The 18,952-nt window shown below is 51.5% G+C and carries 21 protein-coding genes; all 21 read right to left on the bottom strand.

Annotated features, from left to right (window positions below; genetic code table 11):
- Positions 1–12: 12 nt before the first annotated feature.
- Positions 13–1,029 carry an NADH-quinone oxidoreductase subunit NuoH gene (nuoH, locus tag ACFVVF_RS18745; protein WP_387812843.1) on the bottom strand — a complete coding sequence of 339 codons (1,017 nt, stop codon included), beginning with the start codon at positions 1,027–1,029 and terminating at the stop codon, positions 13–15.
- Positions 1,029–2,129 carry an NADH-quinone oxidoreductase subunit D gene (locus tag ACFVVF_RS18740; protein ID WP_387812840.1) on the bottom strand — a complete coding sequence of 367 codons (1,101 nt, stop codon included), beginning with the start codon at positions 2,127–2,129 and terminating at the stop codon, positions 1,029–1,031. Before ACFVVF_RS18740 ends, nuoH begins: the two co-directional genes overlap by 1 nt.
- Positions 2,130–2,136: 7 nt before the next feature.
- Entirely contained in the window at positions 2,137–2,814 is a 678-nt protein-coding gene (locus ACFVVF_RS18735; RefSeq protein ID WP_387812837.1) for an NADH-quinone oxidoreductase subunit C, read from the bottom strand.
- Complete coding sequence (locus ACFVVF_RS18730; protein ID WP_188892286.1) at positions 2,811–3,329, bottom strand: NuoB/complex I 20 kDa subunit family protein; 519 nt, start codon at positions 3,327–3,329, stop codon at positions 2,811–2,813. Before ACFVVF_RS18730 ends, ACFVVF_RS18735 begins: the two co-directional genes overlap by 4 nt.
- The gene (locus ACFVVF_RS18725) at positions 3,314–3,724 is read right to left on the bottom strand and encodes an NADH-quinone oxidoreductase subunit A (RefSeq protein ID WP_188892364.1); all 411 of its coding nucleotides are present in this window, start codon (positions 3,722–3,724) and stop codon (positions 3,314–3,316) included. Before ACFVVF_RS18725 ends, ACFVVF_RS18730 begins: the two co-directional genes overlap by 16 nt.
- Positions 3,725–3,775: 51 nt before the next feature.
- On the bottom strand, positions 3,776–5,005 hold the full coding sequence (locus ACFVVF_RS18720; RefSeq protein WP_387812834.1) for a GerAB/ArcD/ProY family transporter: 1,230 nt from the start codon (positions 5,003–5,005) through the stop codon (positions 3,776–3,778).
- Positions 5,002–5,247 carry a hypothetical protein gene (locus ACFVVF_RS18715; protein WP_387812831.1) on the bottom strand — a complete coding sequence of 82 codons (246 nt, stop codon included), beginning with the start codon at positions 5,245–5,247 and terminating at the stop codon, positions 5,002–5,004. The genes ACFVVF_RS18720 and ACFVVF_RS18715 overlap by 4 nt, the downstream gene beginning before the upstream one ends.
- 10 nt (positions 5,248–5,257) lie before the next feature.
- Complete coding sequence (locus ACFVVF_RS18710) at positions 5,258–6,499, bottom strand: Ger(x)C family spore germination protein (protein ID WP_387812828.1); 1,242 nt, start codon at positions 6,497–6,499, stop codon at positions 5,258–5,260.
- A complete protein-coding gene (locus ACFVVF_RS18705; protein WP_387812825.1) occupies positions 6,496–8,109 on the bottom strand; it encodes a spore germination protein in 1,614 nt (537 codons plus the stop codon). Before ACFVVF_RS18705 ends, ACFVVF_RS18710 begins: the two co-directional genes overlap by 4 nt.
- Positions 8,110–8,319: 210 nt before the next feature.
- Positions 8,320–10,542, bottom strand: coding sequence for a methyl-accepting chemotaxis protein (locus tag ACFVVF_RS18700; protein ID WP_387812823.1), 2,223 nt, complete (start codon positions 10,540–10,542; stop codon positions 8,320–8,322).
- A gap of 249 nt (positions 10,543–10,791) precedes the next feature.
- Positions 10,792–11,571, bottom strand: coding sequence for a tyrosine-protein phosphatase (locus ACFVVF_RS18695; protein ID WP_387812820.1), 780 nt, complete (start codon positions 11,569–11,571; stop codon positions 10,792–10,794).
- Between the two features lie 154 nt (positions 11,572–11,725).
- Positions 11,726–12,124 (bottom strand): F0F1 ATP synthase subunit epsilon, encoded by a 399-nt coding sequence (locus ACFVVF_RS18690; RefSeq protein ID WP_387812817.1) that lies wholly within the window; start codon positions 12,122–12,124, stop codon positions 11,726–11,728.
- Positions 12,125–12,148: 24 nt separating this feature from the next.
- Positions 12,149–13,552 (bottom strand): F0F1 ATP synthase subunit beta, encoded by a 1,404-nt coding sequence (gene atpD / locus ACFVVF_RS18685; RefSeq protein ID WP_387812814.1) that lies wholly within the window; start codon positions 13,550–13,552, stop codon positions 12,149–12,151.
- 83 nt (positions 13,553–13,635) lie between these two features.
- Positions 13,636–14,496, bottom strand: coding sequence for an ATP synthase F1 subunit gamma (gene atpG, locus ACFVVF_RS18680; protein WP_188892295.1), 861 nt, complete (start codon positions 14,494–14,496; stop codon positions 13,636–13,638).
- 114 nt (positions 14,497–14,610) lie between these two features.
- Positions 14,611–16,128, bottom strand: coding sequence for a F0F1 ATP synthase subunit alpha (gene atpA, locus ACFVVF_RS18675; RefSeq protein WP_387812811.1), 1,518 nt, complete (start codon positions 16,126–16,128; stop codon positions 14,611–14,613).
- A 15-nt stretch (positions 16,129–16,143) separates the two neighbouring features.
- On the bottom strand, positions 16,144–16,680 hold the full coding sequence (locus tag ACFVVF_RS18670; protein WP_387812808.1) for a F0F1 ATP synthase subunit delta: 537 nt from the start codon (positions 16,678–16,680) through the stop codon (positions 16,144–16,146).
- Positions 16,677–17,159 carry a F0F1 ATP synthase subunit B gene (atpF, locus tag ACFVVF_RS18665; protein ID WP_188892298.1) on the bottom strand — a complete coding sequence of 161 codons (483 nt, stop codon included), beginning with the start codon at positions 17,157–17,159 and terminating at the stop codon, positions 16,677–16,679. Before atpF ends, ACFVVF_RS18670 begins: the two co-directional genes overlap by 4 nt.
- Positions 17,160–17,248: 89 nt before the next feature.
- Positions 17,249–17,464 (bottom strand): F0F1 ATP synthase subunit C, encoded by a 216-nt coding sequence (atpE, locus tag ACFVVF_RS18660; protein WP_042170229.1) that lies wholly within the window; start codon positions 17,462–17,464, stop codon positions 17,249–17,251.
- 89 nt (positions 17,465–17,553) lie between these two features.
- Positions 17,554–18,312 carry a F0F1 ATP synthase subunit A gene (gene atpB, locus ACFVVF_RS18655; protein ID WP_387812803.1) on the bottom strand — a complete coding sequence of 253 codons (759 nt, stop codon included), beginning with the start codon at positions 18,310–18,312 and terminating at the stop codon, positions 17,554–17,556.
- Between the two features lie 21 nt (positions 18,313–18,333).
- Entirely contained in the window at positions 18,334–18,702 is a 369-nt protein-coding gene (locus ACFVVF_RS18650; protein WP_387812800.1) for an ATP synthase subunit I, read from the bottom strand.
- Complete coding sequence (locus ACFVVF_RS18645; protein WP_387812797.1) at positions 18,695–18,928, bottom strand: AtpZ/AtpI family protein; 234 nt, start codon at positions 18,926–18,928, stop codon at positions 18,695–18,697. Before ACFVVF_RS18645 ends, ACFVVF_RS18650 begins: the two co-directional genes overlap by 8 nt.
- Positions 18,929–18,952: the final 24 nt, after the last annotated feature.

The raw sequence follows: 18,952 nt of genomic DNA, 5'->3' as shown, positions 1-18,952 counted from the left end.
CCATGCCTCCCTCTATCCTTTGATGAAAAGCTCAATATAGACAGCTGTAAGGAATACGTTGAGCAGCGACAGCGGGAGCAGCACCTTCCAGCCAAGCCCCATCAGCTGATCGACGCGAATGCGCGGAAAGGTCGCCCGAAGCCAGAACAGGAAAAAGACGATAAAGGCGAACTTCAGCAAAAACCAGATGATGCCTGGCACAAATTCAAGAAACGGCGCAGGCGCCTGCCAGCCGCCGAGAAACAATACGGTAGTGAGCGCTGCAATGGCATAGACATACACATACTCCGTCAGCATGAAGAAGGCGAAGCGGAAGCCGCTGTATTCCACATGATAGCCTGCAACCAGCTCCGATTCCGCCTCCGGCAGATCGAACGGCGTCCGGTTGAGCTCCGAGACAGCGGCTATGATAAAGACAACAAAACCGATAATCTGCGGCAGGAAGTTCCAGTTCCAGAACCAGCCTCCGCTTTGCGCCTCGACAATATCACGAAGATTCAAGCTGCCGCTCAGCAAAATAACGCCAACGACAGAGATGACGAGCGGCACCTCGTAGCTGATCATTTGCGCCGCGGAGCGCATGCCGCCGAGCAGCGCATATTTGTTGTTGGAAGCCCATCCGCCAAGCACAATAGCGAGCGTGGAAATGCCGGACAGCGCTACGTAATAAAGCAAGCCGACGTTCAAATCGGCAAAATAGAGCTTCTGGGTGTATGGAATGACCGCGAGGACCGAAAATGCAGGCACGTATGCGAGTACGGGCGCCAGCATAAAAAGCAGCCGGTCCGCCTTGCGCGGAATCGTATCTTCTTTAATCAGCAGCTTAAGAATATCAGCTACGGTCTGGAGCAACCCTAACGGCCCTACCCGGTTCGGCCCTTGGCGGAACTGCATCCAGCCGATCACTTTTCGTTCGAAGTAGATCGCATAGGTTACGAAGCCGAGTACGATCATCAGAAAAACGACGCCCCACAGAAAAATAACTACTGCATTGCCCCAGGTCATCGGGCCGTTCAGCCAGGCGCCCATCAGCAATCGACCTCCCCGACGACGATATCGACGCCGCCCAGAATCGTAATTAAATTCGTCATCGTCTCTCCGACGAGCAGCTTGGGCAATATTTGCAGGTTCACGAAGGATGGGCGGCGGAACTTCAGCCGGTACGGCTCTGCCTTTCCCTTCGATACGATATGGCAGCCGATCTCGCCACGCGGCGATTCAATTCGCGTATATACTTCTCCGGCAGGCGGGCGGATCGCCCGGGGCACCTTGCCCATCGTCTCGCCGCCGTCCGGAAATTGCGCGATCGCCTGCTTCAATATGCGCAGGCTTTGGCGGATTTCCTCCAGCCGGATGCGGTAGCGGTCATAGCAATCGCCGTTTTGTCCGAGCGGCACATCGAATTCGAAGCGGCTGTACAGGCTGTACGGCTCCGCTTTGCGCAAGTCCCAGTCGACACCAGTACAGCGCAGATTGGCACCGGATAACCCGTAATCGATGGCTGTTGCCGCGTCATATTGGCCAATGCCCTTAATGCGCGCCAGAAAGATTTCATTGCCGCTGACCAGCTTGTCGTATTCGCGAAGCTTGCCTTCCATATAGGGAATAAACTCGCTCACCTTATCGATCCAGCCGGGAGGAGCATCCCATTTCACGCCGCCAACCCGCATGTAATTGTAGGTCAGGCGGGCGCCGCACAGCTCGTTGAACAAATTAATAATCGTCTCTCGGTCGCGAAACGCATAGAGGAAGGGACTCATCGCGCCGATATCAAGCAGGTAGGTCCCCCACCAGACCAGATGACTCGCGACCCGCTGCAGCTCCATTACGATGAGGCGCAAAAATTCAGCACGCTCCGGCACTTCCAGCCCCATCATCGTCTCGACAGCATGAACAAGAACGTAATTATTCGTCATCGCGGAGACATAGTCCATCCGGTCGGTATAAGGAATGATTTGCGTATAGTTCAGCTGTTCCGCAAGCTTCTCCGTGCCGCGGTGCAGGTACCCCATGACCGGGGTTGCCTCGGTGATGACTTCGCCGTCCAGCTTGACGACGATGCGAAATACACCGTGGGTGCTGGGATGCTGGGGACCAACGTTAAGCAGCAGTTCTTCGGTACGAATCACGATCGGCTTACACCTCCGAGTCTAACGGTTCGTAATCTTTGCGAAGCGGATGCCCGACCCAATCATCTGGCATCATAATGCGCCGCAAATCGGGGTGCCCGGTAAAAGCAATGCCCAGCAGATCATAAATTTCGCGCTCATTCCAGTTAGCCGTCGCCCATACGGGCGTAGCGGACGCCGCCTCCGGCTTCTCACGATCGGCTTTTATCTTCACGGCCAGCTCCCGCCCGCTCCTCAGCGAGACGAGATGATAGACAACCTCCAGATGCGTCTCGTAATCAACGCCGGATACGTTGCGCAAATACGTAAAATCAAGCTCGGCCTCTGTCTTCAACAGCTCGGCTGTGCTGCGCCAATACTCGTTCTTCACGATGAGCACCGGCATATGCCCGTTCAACTCATTGATATAAGCATCCTCCAGCGCTTCTTCCGCCACTTCCCGGCGAATAAGCGCAGCCACCGCATCCAGCTCAGGCTGTCTGGGCGACGGGGCTGGCGGCTCTGGGGCTTCTGCCGCTTCTGCCGTCTCTGCGGCTGCTTTCGCCGCCGCCCGGGCTGCACGCGCTTCTGCAGCCGCTTTCAGCTTCGCGGCTTTCTCCGGATCCCCTTCTGCCCCAGTCGGCTTTGGCTTCGCCGATTCCCCCAGCTCCTCAGCCTGTGCAGCCTTCTTCTCCTCTTCGCTCATCTGCCGGTCACCCGCTTCCCGGTCTTCGCTTCATAGCGGATTTTCTCCTGCAGCTTGTTGATCCCGTAGATTAGCGCCGCCGGATTAGGCGGGCAGCCCGGAATATAGACGTCCACAGGAACGATTTGATCAACGCCTTTAATAACAGCGTAAGATTTCACATAAGGGCCGCCTGCCGTGGCACAAGAGCCCATTGCAATGACCCACTTGGGCTCAGGCATTTGGTCATAAAGCCTGCGCAGCAATGGCCCCATCTTCTTCGTCACCGTTCCGGCAACAATCATAACGTCCGATTGGCGCGGCGAAGTACGGAACATGACGCCAAACCGGTCCAGATCATAATGGGACGCGCCTGTTCCCATCATTTCGATAGCGCAGCAAGCCAGGCCAAAGGTCAGCGGCCAGAGGGAATTGCTTCGCGCCCATGCTTTCAACTGCTCCAGCGTACCCATGAAAACGTTCCGTTCCAGCTCGCGGCGTTCTTCCAGCGAGATCGACTCTAAACTGAATTCCATTGCAGCACCTTCTTCTTCCATGCGTATAGAAGTCCAATGAGCAGCATTCCCGTGAAGATAAACATCTCAATCAGCACAAATAAGCCGAGCTTGTTGTACGCTACGGCCCAAGGGTATAAGAAAACGGTTTCCACATCAAAAATGACAAACATCAGTGCAAATAAATAATAACGGATGTTAAACCGCACTTGCCCTTCCCCAACCGGCTCATTGCCGCTTTCGTAGGTGGTCTGCTTCGGGTCGGTCGGTTTATGCGGTCTGAGCAGCCTGCCTGCGGTCAACGCCGCAGCGGGCAGCAAAATGCCAAGCACGATAAAAATAGCCACAACGACATACTGGTTAACGTAGTTGTCCACGCAATCGCCTCCGTCATTTGTGAAGTGCAGCAGACCCATGCCGCTTGGTCCAATTTTCCTCACAATTATAACAAATGCTGCCACAATCGTCTATGACGGAGTTGCGTCTCCAGCTTGTCCCGCGCCGCTCTGTTGAGCCTTTCCGCCGCTCTGGCTGGCGCTTGGCGCCTCATAAGAAGCTTTAACCGGGTTGTCCCCTTTTGAACTTGCAGACCGCTTGCCGGTTAGGAGGGCAAGGAACAGTAAAAGCATCGGAATAACGACACCGATGGTCAGACTAAACGGGGTCCACACTTGCATGGAAAAATATTCAGCATGCGCAGAATTGCGGTATACCGCAATTGACAAGGGAACGACGATGAAGGCAAATGGAACGATAAGCGGCCGGTAGCTTTTCAAATTGAGCATTTGAGCTGCCATCAGCGTTGCCCCGTAGAACGTCATCATCAGCTTCATAAATACAGTGCTCACCCAGACGATGGCTACCGTCACCTCTACCCGGACGATAACATCCTCCACGTTGATCGTTTTGGCCATATCATAAATGGCAAACGGGCTGCGGCGGGTCTCGTCGACACCTAGCACGCCAAGCAGCAGGACGCTGATCCCGACACTGAACACTGTAATGAACACTGCAGAAAGCTTCAAGTGCTTGCGCAGCTTGTCACGGTCGTTCTGCTTCACAAATGGAAAGAACATCGTCATAACGACGAATTCGCCAAGCGGAAAGCCGAGAATGGGATAGACACCTTTAATTGGACGCAGCCAGCCCTCATAGAGAAAAGGCTCAAAATTTTTCGGATCGAATTGGTTGGTAAGCAGGAGCATAATAATCATAATGACCAGAAACGTCCAGCCGAACAGCAATTCACCCGAGCGCGCGATCGTCTCAATACCCAGATAAGCCCCGTAGACAATGACGAACATGAACGTAGAAGCAATGACCCAGCTCGGCGTCCCGGGGAGTACGGACAAGCCGAGAAAATCGACAATGTTCCGGAGGACGAGAGCGCTGAGCAGCAGGAAGAAACAGATGTAGAGCAGCGTCAGCGCTTTTCCCAGCCAGCTTCCGAGTAATTTTTCTGCATATTGTGAAAGGGTCAGCCCCGGAAACCGGTCAGCCAGCGCCAAATAGAGCAGCAAAAACCAATAGTTCATCGGACCGGCGATCGCCATGGAAATCCAGGCATCCTGTCTGGCGATTGCGACTACCGCCGTCGGCACCATCAGACCTGCTGTACCAAGCGCGTACAAGAACAGCATCTTGGAAAGCTGGCTGGCCCCTATGAATTGATTATTCAATCTGCCTTTTCCGCTCATTCCATCTCCTCCGTGATCCAGTCCGTAATCGGCTTGCTGATTGGCTTATACAGCTCCGTGATCCAATCCACCGGATTGGGGACCTGTACCTGCATCAGCATACATACACAATAAGTTGTACCGAGAACCAATATGACGATCGCCCAGACCGACTCCCGGATCTGTCTCAGCTTCAATCGGCGGCGTACAATGCCCGCACCCCAAAGCGCTGCCATTACGATGACCATAAACGAAAGCACCATACGCTCTTCCTCATTTCACAATAGACTCTCCGCGGACTCCCGTATCGGTTATTTTCGTCTTCACCTTCAGCTCATGACGGACCTTCGGATAGACCGTTTCCCAATCTTTGTCGATACCTTTCCATAAAGCAGGCTTCTGCATATAGATCAGCCTGCCCCAGCCGAATGTATCCAGCTTGAGCTTTTGCTGCAGCCGTACAATAACGTCCTGTACCTCTTCCTCAATTTCCTTATCGATTAATCTGCCGATTGTATCCAGCTCCGCTTCCTTGTCTACCGGCAGATCGGGACACATGATCTCCTTCACGCTGCCTTCTGGCCGGATATCGATCTTTATAACCGGTACGCCTTCCTTGGACTTGCCCGCTGACATTTTCACCTTCGCATCGTTGATTTCGACCATTAGATAACCGTCGGAATCCGGACAGTTCGTCTTCATGACGGTACTTCTGACCTTGCCCAGCATCCAGGACAAGCCCTGCGATTCTTTTACAGTCAAAAAGCCCTTTAACCGGCCTTCCTTCAAGACCGCCATTGTGCTGAGCTTCGGCTGAACGTCCGGATGAATCCGCTTCATGTTTTTCTCATCATTCCCAGCCGCCGCATCGCCCTCAAGCGTAATGGCCGGAATCGCAACCTGCTGTTTTTCTTGCAACGCCATGCGGGTAATGTCCTGCACCCTGACCATGTAGTCCATGCCCAGCGCACTCTCGTTGATTTCTAATGTATCGTACATTTGATTGGCCGGAATTGCGTCCATTTGCGTAGTCGTCTGAAGCATTTGCTCGGCTGTCGCACCTCTTGCAATCATTACTGCAATATCCCCCCGGATATCGGGATTGCGCTCGATAAGATCCAGCAACGGATAAACGCCGTTCCGCGCAGCCTGCTCCCCAATAATAAGCAGCCGCGTATGGGAGAAAAACAGCCTCCGCGACGTTTTGCGGGTCATCTTGCGAATCGCTTCGAACAGCGTGTCTCCCGTTTCAGTAAAGGTTGTTACCGCCATTCCTTCCGCCGCCAGCTTGTTGCCCGCAGCCGCGTTCTGAGCCAGGACCGTCTGCATCGTCACGCGCAGCTGCTGCTTACCTGTCGGATCGCTATCAATGCCCATAGCCATTACGACGCTAAGACGGTCAAGATACCGTAAATCCCAGCAGCTGGTCAGCAAGACCACCGATAGGAGCAGGAATGCCATGACCGCCGCAATTTTTGTCCCCCGTTTGAATGCCATTGGAATGCGGTCTCTCATTGCACCGGCTCCTGCCCTTCAAGCTCCTTCGTATCCATGTCCTCACGTACCAGATTATCGACAGCAATAGCTTGCGGGCGCTCCTTCATCATCCACATGGGAGCCCGCAGGAGCGTGTCCTTCCAGTCCTTCCGGAACATCGGCGAGAACGGCTTCATATATGGCATACCTAAGGAACGTAAGTTGCTGAGATGCAATAGCAGAAGCAGAAGCACAATTGAAATACCGTAGAAGCCGAGAGTTGAAGCCGCTATCAGCAGCAAAAACCGCAAGAGGCGGGCTGCAATGCCCAGATTATAAGTAGGAGAGACGAAGCTGGTAATCGCCGTAAACGCAACGACGATAACGACGGGCGGCGAGACAATACCTGCTTCTACAACGGATTGTCCGATAACCATACCGCCTACAATCGAGATGGCGTTGCCAACGATGGTCGGCATTCGCACAACAGCCTCACGCAATATTTCAAAGACAAGCTCCATAATGAAAGCTTCCAGATAGACGGGAAAGGGAACCCCTTCCCGCTGTGCCACAAGCTTCAGAAGCAGCGGCGTCGGAATCATCTCCTGATGATAGCCGACAACAGCGACGTATACCGAAGGCATAACTAGAGCCAGCACATAGGAGAAAAACCGGAGCAGACGTAAAAACGTAGCGACGTCGAACCTTTGATAATAATCCTCCGCCGCCTGAAAAAACATATTCAGCTCCGTAGGAACGATAAGTACAAACGGTGTCCCGTCTACCAGGATGGCAATACGGCCTTCCAGCAGATTAGAGGCAATAACGTCGGGACGTTCGTTGTTCAATATCGTCGGGAAAGGCGTCCACTTCTGATCGGAGATCAGCTCTTCGATATAGCTGCTCTCCAATATGCCGTCAATATCAATTGCATCAAGCCGTTCACGCAAATCCTGCAGCGTGTCTTCACTTGCTAAGCCCTTCATGTACATGATGCAGACGGGTGTCTGCGTCTCACGCCCGATCGTTTTTTGCTCCAGCCAAAGCTTGGGGCTTCTGATCTTCCGCCGGATGAGTGCCGTATTGACGCGCAAGGCTTCAACAAACCCTTCGCGGGGACCGCGAATCGCCGTCTCAGTCTTCGGTTCTTCAACAGCACGCCTTTCGCCCCCCACACAGGCAGACGCCAGTGCGGTGTTGCATCCGTCTAGCAACACTAGTACGTTTCCGAGAAACAGACCCTCAAACAGCTTTTTCCAATCCTTCGCTTCTTCCACCCGGCCTGCCGCCACTATTTTATTTTTCAGCTCATCCTGTACCTTTGCCGGTTCGCTTGGCTCCGTCTGGAACGGGAAGGATAGCAGCGGCTGAATGATGGATTCATTCATACGGAATTCATCAACTAAGCCTTGTACATAAATGATCGCAGCTTGAATGGAGCCGCCCTTCCCTTCAAGCGAAAGCTCGCGGACGACGAGGTCATTGCTGTTGCCCGTCTCAGCTTGGAGCAGCTTAATATTAGCAGTGAGCACGGACGACAATGGCGCCTGCTCATATTCGCCTAATTGATTTTGCTGAACCTCTTTTTCTCTATCCTCTTGTTTCTTCGATTTCTTTCGGCCTCGGCTGAGCATATAATCGCTGAACATCCTCTCGTTCCCTCCTGCCGCGCGTCCATTAGTACCAATTAGGATATCTATTTCATGGAATAATATGCGTCTCACGAGATTCCGGCGCGTACAAGAGCAGAACGATAGGCATAGAAAAAGACTGTCTGACGGGATATAACTCTACCCGGAAGACAGTCTTTCGGCTTGCATGATTTCTTACCTTGACTGATTGCAATTAGAACAGAAAGCTTAGCGATGACGTGATTCCGTCAGCTTGAATTGACCGACAAGCTGCTGAAGAAATCTCGTAATCGACTCTACACTCTCTGACGTATAGCGGACATTCGCCATTTCATTGATCAGCTCCTGTACCCTGCCCTCTACATTAGAAGATACTTTACGGTTCGTTTTGCTGATCACAGCAATCTTCTCCATCAGCTGCACCACTTCATCCACAACCTGCGTCTTGCGTTCGTCTTCGCTTTGCGCTGATTGGAGCGTGCTGGCAGCTGCGGCAACCAATTGCGTCCCCTCCTCGACGACCTGCGTCCCTTCGTCCATTGAGGTATAGGCCTGCTTCGCTTCCTCGTAGATTTGATGCGTAATGCCATGCACTTCTTCCGTCGATTTGCGGGTCAAATCCGCCAGCTTGCGGATTTCTGCTGCCACGACTGCAAAGCCCCGTCCTTGCTCGCCAACCCGAGCCGCTTCAATAGATGCGTTAAGCGCAAGCAGATTCGTCTGCGCCGAAATTTCCTCGATGACCTGCAGCACGCCGCGAATCTCATCCACCGTATGCATGAAGCGGCGAATCGTATCATTCGTGTCGCCAACCTTCGAAGAAATATGGTGCATTTTCTCGCCGATCCGGTCTACTTCGGATTGTGCTACCGCAATTTGCTCTGCTGCCTGCAGCTCCAATGCACGAAGCGTATCTCTCATCGCATCCGCGGCATCCTTCGCCATATCGATGTCCTTCAGCTGCAGCCGAATGCTGCCGATCATTTCGCCAACCTGTCCGCTTACCCGCTCAGTCGATTTGGCGGTAACCGCCGCCGATTCATTCATCGTATGCTGACTGGACAATACATCCGATGCAGCGAGCTTCACCTGCAGCATGATGCCCTCCAGAGAGTCAATCATATTGTTGATCCATTTCGCCAATTCTCTGGACTCGTCATTATCGAATTCGGCGAGCTTCAGCCGCTGTGTCAAGTCACCTTTTCCTTCCGCATTGATGCGGATGAACCGGTTGATCCGGCTTAAATGTCCGACTACGCGATTCGATTCTTTACGCTGCAGCGTTCCTGAAACGGCTAGTCCGAATAGAAGCACAAACCCGCCTGCAGCGGCGCCAGTCACCCATGGGGGAGCCTGATCCGCCAGCAAGCCCACAAGAACAACCATCAATACCGCTTGTAGTATCAGCATCCGCTGCTGAACCTTGCGCTGACGCCATTCGATGCTGCGAATGCGGTATACTTCCTCCAAATCGCCTTCGCACATCATCCCCCACACATCGGGACAATGCGGAAGCTGCAGCGTTACTCCTTTGCCAATAACGGGGATATGACGATAATCGGAATACCCCGGAAATTCAACGAATAAGTTGCTGCCGTTCCGGATGGTATTCGTGACGCCCGGATGAAGCTCTCCTGTAGCCGGGTCGGTAAAAATAATTTCAAGCTCCGTATGCTCCTTAATCGATACGGTGCCCCAGTCCGTCGTCACGCCATCTTTCAAATTCTCGCCATGCGTAAATGTGCGGTCCTCGAACCGGCTTCGCGACAACGCGGTACCAAGCGCAATATCGCGGTTCAACTGAGGGCTCGCCATGAACAAATAGTTGTCACCGGAGTCTGGGTATACATGACCCGACTCCCTTTGAATTAAATCACCCAAAACGTCGTTCGGCACCCGTCCACAGACCGCTCCCCGATATTCACCGGCAACGATAAGCGGCTGCAAGAACATCAGCGTCATTTTATCGTGGAAGCTCGACGTTCTTGGGCCAAGCTCCAATGTAATGGGATCACCGTAAGGACCATAAAGACAAGGCTTAGGCTGACCGCTGCTGTGAATATGCTGCAAGCCTCGGGATAAGCTCGCACTTGCACCGTAACCGGTGCCTTCGTGCTTTTCATATGTAGAATAAATGACTTCGTTAGACGTATTCAGAACGAAAATTTCCGTGAAATCCATTCCTCTTAAGTAGGTTCTCTCCAGTAAGCGTGAGGCTGCTTGCCGTTGAACGTCTGTGATCGCTTCGCTGTCTGCCGGCAAATGCGGCCCAAGCTGTTCAGCCAGCTTCTCTATATGCCGCCAGTATTCATGAGCCCATGACATGAGCAGCTCTTTACGGGTATCTGCAATACCTTCAAATATCTGTTCTACGTCATCTTTTATTTTGCTGTTAAGCCGCCATGAAATCCATAGAGGCAGCCCCTTCTTCGCGCCTAGCCAGTCAAACATGCGCATCCCCCACATCCTGTGTCGTACAATCTCATGTCAACTATATTAACATAAAATAGTTCTTATCACATCCATTGCAGGGCATTTTTGATAAATTAATTTATGTATAAAGTACTATGAACATAAAAAAATCAATCAAACATGAATAGTAACATGTTAAATTGATTGATTTTGTCATAATTATGATTTTTTACTTCAATATTTAACTAATACCTGACAATATGAATTCATTCCGCTTGTAAGAGAAGATTACTTTTGAAATAGGGAACGGAGCCAGCCCTTATTCCGGCGTTCTGATTGACGAATAGCTGTCATACCGACCTCTTTATTGTGCAAAAGCAGCTCGGCATTACGAGAATAGGCTGCGGCAGCGCTTGCGCCAAGCATCTCTTCGGTTTTCTCGAACGCTTCCCGCATTCTAAAGCCGCGCCAAGCAAGATTATGGGCATCAGAAGCAATAAAATGAATGAGTCCATGGCGGCAAAGCTCCCATGAAATGCGCTCGATCTCCCGTCCGAACCCTCCCAGCAAGGAATGACTCGTGACTTGCGCAAATGCGCCAAGCTCAATCAAGGCTGCAAGACGTTCCGGATGCTTCACGACTTCGGCATTCCGTTCCGGATGCGCAATAATAGGCTTAATACCCGCTAGACAGAGCTCATAGACGATATGCTCCATTGCATTTGGCATCCGGGAATGCGGCATTTCTAAGAGCATATAGGCGGTATCGGCTAATGCAAGCAAATTACCCTCATCCCGGTGGGCAAGAAGCTCTTCATGAATATGTATCTCTTGTCCTGCATGAACAGTTAGAGGTATCTCTTGCTCCTTCAATCGTTCATTAAGCTCATTTACAAGCGACCGCACGGGTTCGGCATCGTTCTTGTATTTCCGGTCGTAATGATGAGGCGTGGCAATAATATCGGTAATGCCCTCGGCCACAGCAGCGCGGGCTAGCATTAATGAATCGGCCCAGTCAGCGGCGCCGTCATCGATCCCCGGCAAGATGTGCGAATGTATATCGATCATTGGAGCGGTACCTCTCTTCACATTTCAGTTTCCTTAAACTCCATTGTGAGATACAGCGCCGATACTGTCAAACGCCCGGAGCCTCAATTTTGGGCCTCAAATGCAAAACACCGCCCAAGCTCATTAAAGAGACTTGAACGGTGCTTAATCAAATTTAACGTTGAGTGACGTTAATCCGGTTCATCGCGCGCTGCAGAGCAAGCTCTGCCCGGCGATAATCGATTTCGTCGCGCTTTGCAGCCAGACGCTGCTCGGCACGCTCTTTCGCGGATTGCGCACGGCTAATATCGATATTTGTCGCGAGCTCAGCGCTCTCGGCAAGAATAACGATTTTGTCCTTACGGACTTCAATAAAGCCGCCGCTTGCCGCGATAACGTCCACTTTGTTATCACGTTTAATCACAATCGGAGCAATACGCAGCGCCGTAACAAGCGGAATGTGATTCGGCAAAATGCCGAGCTCGCCTTCCACGCCCGTAACGCTAACCATGTTAGCTGTTTCTGCGTACACTTTGCGCTCCGGTGTTACGATTTCTACCAAAAACGTACTCATGTGGATTCCTCCCGCCTTTCGCTATTACAGCGTTTTGGCTTTCTCCACGGCTTCTTCAATCGTACCTACATACCGGAAAGCTTCTTCCGGAAGGTCGTCATGTTTGCCCTCGAGAATTTCTTTGAAGCTGCGTACGGATTCTTTAACCGGCACGTATTTGCCTGCAAGGCCTGTGAAAGGCTCAGCAACGTGGAACGGTTGCGACAAGAACAATTGAATGCGGCGTGCACGGCCAACAGTCAGTTTGTCTTCTTCGCTCAGCTCGTCCATACCCAGAATCGCGATAATATCTTGAAGCTCTTTGTAGCGTTGCAAGATTTGCTTAACGCCTTGAGCAACGTTGTAGTGTTCTTGACCGAGAATGTCGGCGCTCAGAATACGGGACGACGATGCGAGCGGATCTACCGCCGGGAAAATACCCATCTCGGAAATTTTACGCTCCAAGTTTGTCGTTGCATCCAAGTGAGCAAACGTTGTAGCAGGAGCCGGGTCCGTATAGTCATCGGCAGGTACGTAGATCGCTTGGATCGAAGTAACCGAGCCTTTTTTCGTCGACGTGATCCGCTCTTGCAATTGACCCATTTCAGTTGCCAGCGTTGGCTGGTAACCTACCGCGGATGGCATACGGCCAAGAAGGGCCGAAACCTCGGAGCCCGCTTGCGTGAAGCGGAAGATGTTGTCGACGAACAACAATACGTCTTTGCCTTCCGTATCACGGAAGTACTCAGCCATCGTCAGACCTGTCAGTGCAACGCGTTGACGCGCGCCTGGAGGCTCGTTCATTTGTCCGAATACCATCGCTGTTTTGCTCAGTACGCCGGAATCTTTCATCTCGTGGTAAAGGTCATTACCTTCACGAGTACGCTCGCCTACACCAGCGAATACGGAAATACCGCCGTGCTCTTGAGCGATGTTGTTGATAAGCTCTTGAATCGTTACCGTTTTACCTACGCCAGCGCCGCCGAACAGGCCGATTTTACCGCCTTTTGCGTAAGGAGCAAGCAAGTCGATAACTTTAATGCCAGTTTCGAGAATTTCCGATTGTGTTGACAATTCATCGAATGCTGGAGCTTCGCGGTGAATAGGAAGATTAACTTCTGATTTCACATCGCCCGCTTGGTCAATTGGATCGCCCAAAACGTTGAATACACGGCCCAATGTTGGTGCGCCAACTGGAATCGTAATAGGTGCGCCTGTGTCAGTTGCGGTCATACCGCGTACAAGACCATCAGTTGTGCTCATTGCAACAGCACGAACCATGTTGTCTCCCAGATGAAGAGCTACTTCAAGCGTCAGATCGATTGGAACTCCGCCTGCTTCGCCATTCTCCTTGATTTTGACAGCGTTCAAAATTTCCGGCAGGTTGCCGCGTTCGAACTCTAAATCGACGACCGGACCCATGACGGATACAACGCGTCCTTTTTTCATGGTTTTCCCTCCTGGTTCCTCATGTTCTGCAAAAACCATACCGCTCCCGCTAAACGCATAAACGGTATGGCGCAGCATTAGTCTTACGATTGTGCATTAGCTCCCGCAACGATCTCGGAAATTTCCTGGGTAATCGCTGCTTGACGAGCTCGGTTATACGTCAGCGTCAGCTGGTTAATCATTTTGTTAGCATTTTTCGTCGCGCTGCCCATTGCAGTCATCCGCGCGCCGAACTCACTCGCTTTGCCGTCCAGTACCGCGCTGTAAATAAGCGTCTCCGCATATTTCGGCAGCAGCACTTCCAGTACGCCCTCCGGTGAAGGCTCGTACTCGTAAGAGGATACAGCCGTATTGCTGCTAACTTCATCAAGCGGCAGCAAGCGGGTCTCTGTCGGAATTTGAGTGATTGCGTTCACGAATTGGTTATAGAACAAGTACAATTCATCATACGTGCCCTCCGTGAAGTTCTTGACTGCGGAGTAAGCAACCGATTTAATATCGGCGAACGTAGGCGAATCGGACAAACCGATAACGTCTTCGGTGATCGGCATATTGCGGCGGCGGAAATAATCCGCGCCTTTACGACCGATAACGAACAACGTGTATTCGTCTGTCGATTTATGCTTCTCGCGAATCGTTTGCGTAACTTTGCGCAAAATGTTGGAGTTGTAGCCGCCTGCGAGGCCGCGGTCAGACGTAATAACGAGATAACCCGTTTTCTTGACCGGACGCGTCTCCAGCATTGGATGTTTCGCATCCTTCGAGCCGGCTGCAATGCTAGCTACCACTTCTTTCAGCTTATCTGCGTAAGGACGGGATGCTACTGCTGCTTCCTGAGCTTTTCTCAGCTTGGATGCGGCAACCATCTCCATCGCTTTCGTGATTTGCTTCATGCTTTGTTTACTCTTAATTTCGCGTTTAATCTCGCGCATGCCTTTAGCCATTTCATTTCACCCGCCTTTGATGCCCGGTCCGCGCTTCGCGCGATGCACAGGGCCTGGTGTTGAGCATGGAACCTACGCCCGTACAATGCAGGACGGGCGTCAGGCGATTCTCATTTAAGCTTCTGTTACTGCGAAGCTTTTCTTGAATTTATTCAATGCCTCGATGAAAGCTTTCTCGGTGTCTGCATCCATTTCTTTTTTCGTGCGAATCGATTCGCCGATTTCGGAATGGTTGGAGTCGAGGAACGCGTGGAATTCTTTCTCGAAGCGCAAAATGTCAACAACCGGAATTTCGTCCAGGTGGCCTCTAACTGCAGCGTAGATCGAGATAACTTGCTTCTCAACCGGCATCGGCTGGTTAGCACCTTGTTTCAGAATTTCCATCGTGCGAGCGCCGCGGTTCAGACGGGCTTGCGTCGATTTATCAAGGTCAGAGCCGAACTGCGAGAACGCTTGAAGCTCACGGTATGCCGCGAGGTCCAGACGGAGCGTACCGGCAACCTTTTTCATTGCTTTAATTTGAGCGGAGCCGCCTACACGGGATACCGAGATACCTACGTTTACTGCCGGACGTTGGCCGGAGTTGAACAGGTCGGCTTCCAGGAAGATCTGACCGTCTGTAATCGAGATTACGTTTGTTGGAATGTAAGCCGATACGTCGGATGCTTGCGTCTCAATGAAAGGCAGAGCCGTCAAGGAACCGCCGCCCAGCGCGTCGCTCAGCTTAGCTGCGCGTTCCAGCAGACGGGAGTGAATGTAGAATACGTCGCCCGGATAAGCTTCCCGGCCCGGAGGACGTTTCAGCAGCAAGGACAATTCGCGGTATGCTGCCGCTTGTTTCGTCAAGTCATCATAAATAACGAGAACGTGCTCGCCTTTATACATGAAGTATTCGCCCATCGAGCAACCAGCGTAAGGAGCCAGGTACAAGAGTGGAGCCGGATCCGAAGCGCCAGCAGTTACAATAATTGTGTAATCAAGCGCGCCGTGTTTGCGAAGCGTTTCAACAACGCCTGCAACCGTGGATTGTTTTTGGCCGATAGCGACGTAAATACATTTCACGCCGTTGCCTTTTTGGTTGATGATCGCATCGATTGCGATCGTCGTTTTACCCGTTTGACGGTCACCGATGATAAGCTCACGTTGGCCGCGGCCTACTGGTACCATCGCATCGATTGCTTTGATCCCTGTTTGCATTGGCTCATGAACCGATTTACGATCGATTACGCCTGGTGCCGGAGATTCAATCGGACGAGTATGCTTCGTGTTGATTGGACCTTTGCCGTCAAGCGGTTGGCCCAGCGGGTTAACTACGCGGCCCAGCAGCTCTTCGCCAACTGGTACGTCCAAGATGCGGCCCGTACGTTTAACTTGGTCGCCTTCTTTAATATCCTTGTAAGGCCCGAGGATAACGACACCCACGTTGCTTTCTTCCAAGTTAAGCGCCATACCCACAACACCGTTAGCGAATTCGAGCAATTCGCCTTGCATCGCATTCTCCAAACCGTGAACGCGGGCGATACCGTCACCGACAGTAATTACGGTACCGACGTCGACGACTTGAATGTCGGATTTATATTGTTCGATCTGTTGTTTAATCAGCGTGCTGATTTCATCAGGTCTGATACTCAATTCGTTCACCCCTATCTACTTAAACGATTTTTGTAAACGATCCAGCTTGCCGGACAAGCTTCCGTCGTACAGACGGTCGCCGATGCGCACTTGCACCCCGCCGAGCAATGAAGGCTCTACAATTTGCTGAGCAATAATTTTTTTGCCGGTTACTTGGCTGAAATGAGCCACAACGTCCGTGAATTCTGTTACGGACAGCTGAGTAGCGGCATATATCGTTGCATGGGCTTGACCAAGAACCTCGCCCGCAATTTTAGTGAAGGCTTCATAGACTTCCGCAATAACATCCTGACGTCCGCGAACGACTAGCAATTCAAGCGTATTCAATACAAGATTGGATACGTTGTCGCCAAATGTCGATTTCAAAACCGAGATTTTGTTTGCCGGATCGATGCTTGGGAAGGAAAGAAACTTCACGACTTCTTCGTTTTGTGCCAGAGCATCGACGATCAGCTTCAACTGATCTTCAACCTCTGCTGCAATGCCATCCTGCTGAGCGAGCTCGAACAATGCTTTAGCGTAGCGCTTCGCTACGACTGTGTCCCGGCTCATTTGCTTCCTACTTCTTTCAGGTATTGATTAACCAACTGCTCCTGAGATTTTTCGTCGATCTGCTTCTCAATGATTTTCGATGCGATTTTAACCGAGATACCGCCAACTTCTGTACGAAGCGCAGCGATCGCTTTGTTTTTCTCGCTTTCGATATCTTTCAAAGCATCATCTTTCAGACGAGTCGCTTCCGTTTTCGCCGTTTGAACGATGTCGTCAGCTTGTTTCGTGCTAGTCGTTCTAGCTTGCTCGATAATGTCATAAGCGTCCTTGCGAGCTTGATCAAGCGCCGCCTTCTGCTCAGCCATATTTGCTTCAGCCTGTTTGCGGCTGGATTCTGCCGTATTCATTTGCTCCAGCACTAGTTGTCTGCGCTGCTCCATAATGCTGAACAATGGTCCGAACGCGTACTTGCTCAACAACCAGTACAAAATCCCGAACGCAACCATCGCGATTACTGTAGATTCCCAATGCCAACCCATTGTTGCCACTCCTTCCTCACCACAGAATTGTCTAAATCATAACGAAGGCGAAGAGGGCTAGGCCTTCCCCGCCAGTCGCGAATGTTCAATTAAGCGCTGAAGAACGCCAAGAAGCCGATAACTACGCCGATGATAGGTACTACTTCGACGATACCTACACCGATAAACATTGTTGTTTGAAGTTTGCTTTGCAGTTCTGGTTGACGCGCGATGCCTTCAACTGTTTTACTAACGATCAGACCGTTACCTACGCCAGCGCCAACTGCGCCCAAACCTACTGCTAATGCTGCTGCCAATACTTCCATTGTGAAAATCCTCCTCGAAAAATATCGTTTTTTTTGGAATTTCTATAACCAACCCAAACCTTTAATGGAGCTCGGGTGTCAAACGTGTATTAATGATGTTCCGCTTCGTCATGAATAGCTGCTTGCGAGATGTATACCATCGTAAGCATGGTGAACAGGAACGCTTGAATCGCACCTACAAACAAACTGAAGCCTTGCCATGCGATCAGGAACGGCGTACCGAACCAGCCAATCATCAAGATCGTGCTGATCAGAACCTCACCTGCGAAAATGTTCGCGTACAACCGCAATGCCAGTGTTACCGGCTTGGAAATCGTCTCGATTAAGTTAATCGGGAAGAAGATCGGATACGGTTGGAAGTAGTGCTTCAGGTAATGCTTTTTGTTCTGCTTCAGACCGAGGAAATGTACGATTACGAAAACGATAATCGCCAGACCCGCCGTTACTGAAATGTCCGCTGTCGGAGATTTCCACCAAGCAATCGCTACGTGACCATGCTCCAGCATCTCTTTCGTAATACCCAGGTTCTCATACGCGTGATGGGGTTCCGTCACGATACCGAATGGAAGACCAAGCAAGTTAGAGATAAAAATGAACATAATTAGCGTCAAGCCGAGCGACATGAACGGCTTCACCCGATTAAGCGGCATCGCGCTACCGATAAGGTTGTGCACGAAATCGACAGCCCATTCGAGGAAGTTCTGCATCTTCGACGGGTTGTCCACCGACAAGTTTCGAACCGCCAATCTAGCAACAACAAACGTTACGATTCCGGAAACCAGAATTGCAATTAACGTAGCGAGGTCAATCTGCAGCGGTCCAAGCTGCCATATGGGAAATTCATGCATGTAAAATTTTCACCCCTTTCGCTATGATTGTCGTTTGTTGAAGTAATAAGCTGCTGCTAATAGTATAAACGGTACTACCATACAACCGATTAACGCGGCCGGCATGTTGAACTTCTCCGGTAAACGGTACGCAATCATCGCGACAAGCAGCACCGTCGCAATCCGGCTACCGAGTCCGAGACCCGACTTGCTTGGCCCCATACCTGCGGCTCCAAGAGTGACACGTTCCACGCGTTTCCGTAATAAAAACGCATTCAAGGAACTCGCTGCCAGTCCCAGTAAAAGACCGAGAACGACTGTGCGCCATCCGGGAACCAAAGCCCAAACTACCAGACAACCCGCAGTTATAAGAAGGACCGCCCGCACTGCTGTGTTAACTATTTTATCCATCGGCTTCCTCCATAACCTTCTTAACGAGCAGAATGGCTGAGAGTATACCGACAGCCAGACCGACCAGGATGCCCCCGACCGTCCAACCCTTCTCGTCGCCTAAACGGCGTCCGAGCAAAGATCCGATCCAGTAGCCTAAAAAGATACATACAGCGACTTGCAAACCGAGTGCGCCAACCATTCCGGCAGCGAACAACGGATTGTCCCTTCTGCTCTTTTTATTCATGATCATACCCCTGTCAATCCTCAT

Origin of the sequence: Paenibacillus sp. NPDC058174 (assembly GCF_042883865.1) — a bacterium.
GTDB lineage: Bacteria > Bacillota > Bacilli > Paenibacillales > Paenibacillaceae > Pristimantibacillus.
The sequence above is the reverse complement of the archived record's forward strand: the minus strand, read 5'-3'. Positions and strand labels throughout refer to the sequence as shown.

Excerpts from the sequence above, each read along its gene's own strand:
- ACFVVF_RS18650 (WP_387812800.1), bottom strand. The coding sequence starts at position 18,702 with ATGGATAAAATAGTTAACACAGCAGTGCGGGCGGTCCTTCTTATAACT.
- atpF (WP_188892298.1), bottom strand. The coding sequence starts at position 17,159 with ATGGGTTGGCATTGGGAATCTACAGTAATCGCGATGGTTGCGTTCGGG.
- ACFVVF_RS18725 (WP_188892364.1), bottom strand. The coding sequence starts at position 3,724 with ATGGGTCTGCTGCACTTCACAAATGACGGAGGCGATTGCGTGGACAAC.
- ACFVVF_RS18730 (WP_188892286.1), bottom strand. The coding sequence starts at position 3,329 with ATGGAATTCAGTTTAGAGTCGATCTCGCTGGAAGAACGCCGCGAGCTG.
- ACFVVF_RS18700 (WP_387812823.1), bottom strand. The coding sequence starts at position 10,542 with ATGTTTGACTGGCTAGGCGCGAAGAAGGGGCTGCCTCTATGGATTTCA.
- ACFVVF_RS18710 (WP_387812828.1), bottom strand. The coding sequence starts at position 6,499 with ATGAGAGACCGCATTCCAATGGCATTCAAACGGGGGACAAAAATTGCG.
- atpG (WP_188892295.1), bottom strand. The coding sequence starts at position 14,496 with ATGGCTAAAGGCATGCGCGAGATTAAACGCGAAATTAAGAGTAAACAA.
- ACFVVF_RS18715 (WP_387812831.1), bottom strand. The coding sequence starts at position 5,247 with ATGGTGCTTTCGTTTATGGTCATCGTAATGGCAGCGCTTTGGGGTGCG.
- ACFVVF_RS18695 (WP_387812820.1), bottom strand. The coding sequence starts at position 11,571 with ATGATCGATATACATTCGCACATCTTGCCGGGGATCGATGACGGCGCC.
- ACFVVF_RS18735 (WP_387812837.1), bottom strand. The coding sequence starts at position 2,814 with ATGAGCGAAGAGGAGAAGAAGGCTGCACAGGCTGAGGAGCTGGGGGAA.
- ACFVVF_RS18690 (WP_387812817.1), bottom strand. The coding sequence starts at position 12,124 with ATGAGTACGTTTTTGGTAGAAATCGTAACACCGGAGCGCAAAGTGTAC.
- atpE (WP_042170229.1), bottom strand. The coding sequence starts at position 17,464 with ATGGAAGTATTGGCAGCAGCATTAGCAGTAGGTTTGGGCGCAGTTGGC.
- ACFVVF_RS18720 (WP_387812834.1), bottom strand. The coding sequence starts at position 5,005 with ATGAGCGGAAAAGGCAGATTGAATAATCAATTCATAGGGGCCAGCCAG.
- atpB (WP_387812803.1), bottom strand. The coding sequence starts at position 18,312 with ATGCATGAATTTCCCATATGGCAGCTTGGACCGCTGCAGATTGACCTC.
- ACFVVF_RS18670 (WP_387812808.1), bottom strand. The coding sequence starts at position 16,680 with ATGAGCCGGGACACAGTCGTAGCGAAGCGCTACGCTAAAGCATTGTTC.
- nuoH (WP_387812843.1), bottom strand. The coding sequence starts at position 1,029 with ATGGGCGCCTGGCTGAACGGCCCGATGACCTGGGGCAATGCAGTAGTT.
- ACFVVF_RS18705 (WP_387812825.1), bottom strand. The coding sequence starts at position 8,109 with ATGTTCAGCGATTATATGCTCAGCCGAGGCCGAAAGAAATCGAAGAAA.
- atpD (WP_387812814.1), bottom strand. The coding sequence starts at position 13,552 with ATGAAAAAAGGACGCGTTGTATCCGTCATGGGTCCGGTCGTCGATTTA.
- ACFVVF_RS18645 (WP_387812797.1), bottom strand. The coding sequence starts at position 18,928 with ATGAATAAAAAGAGCAGAAGGGACAATCCGTTGTTCGCTGCCGGAATG.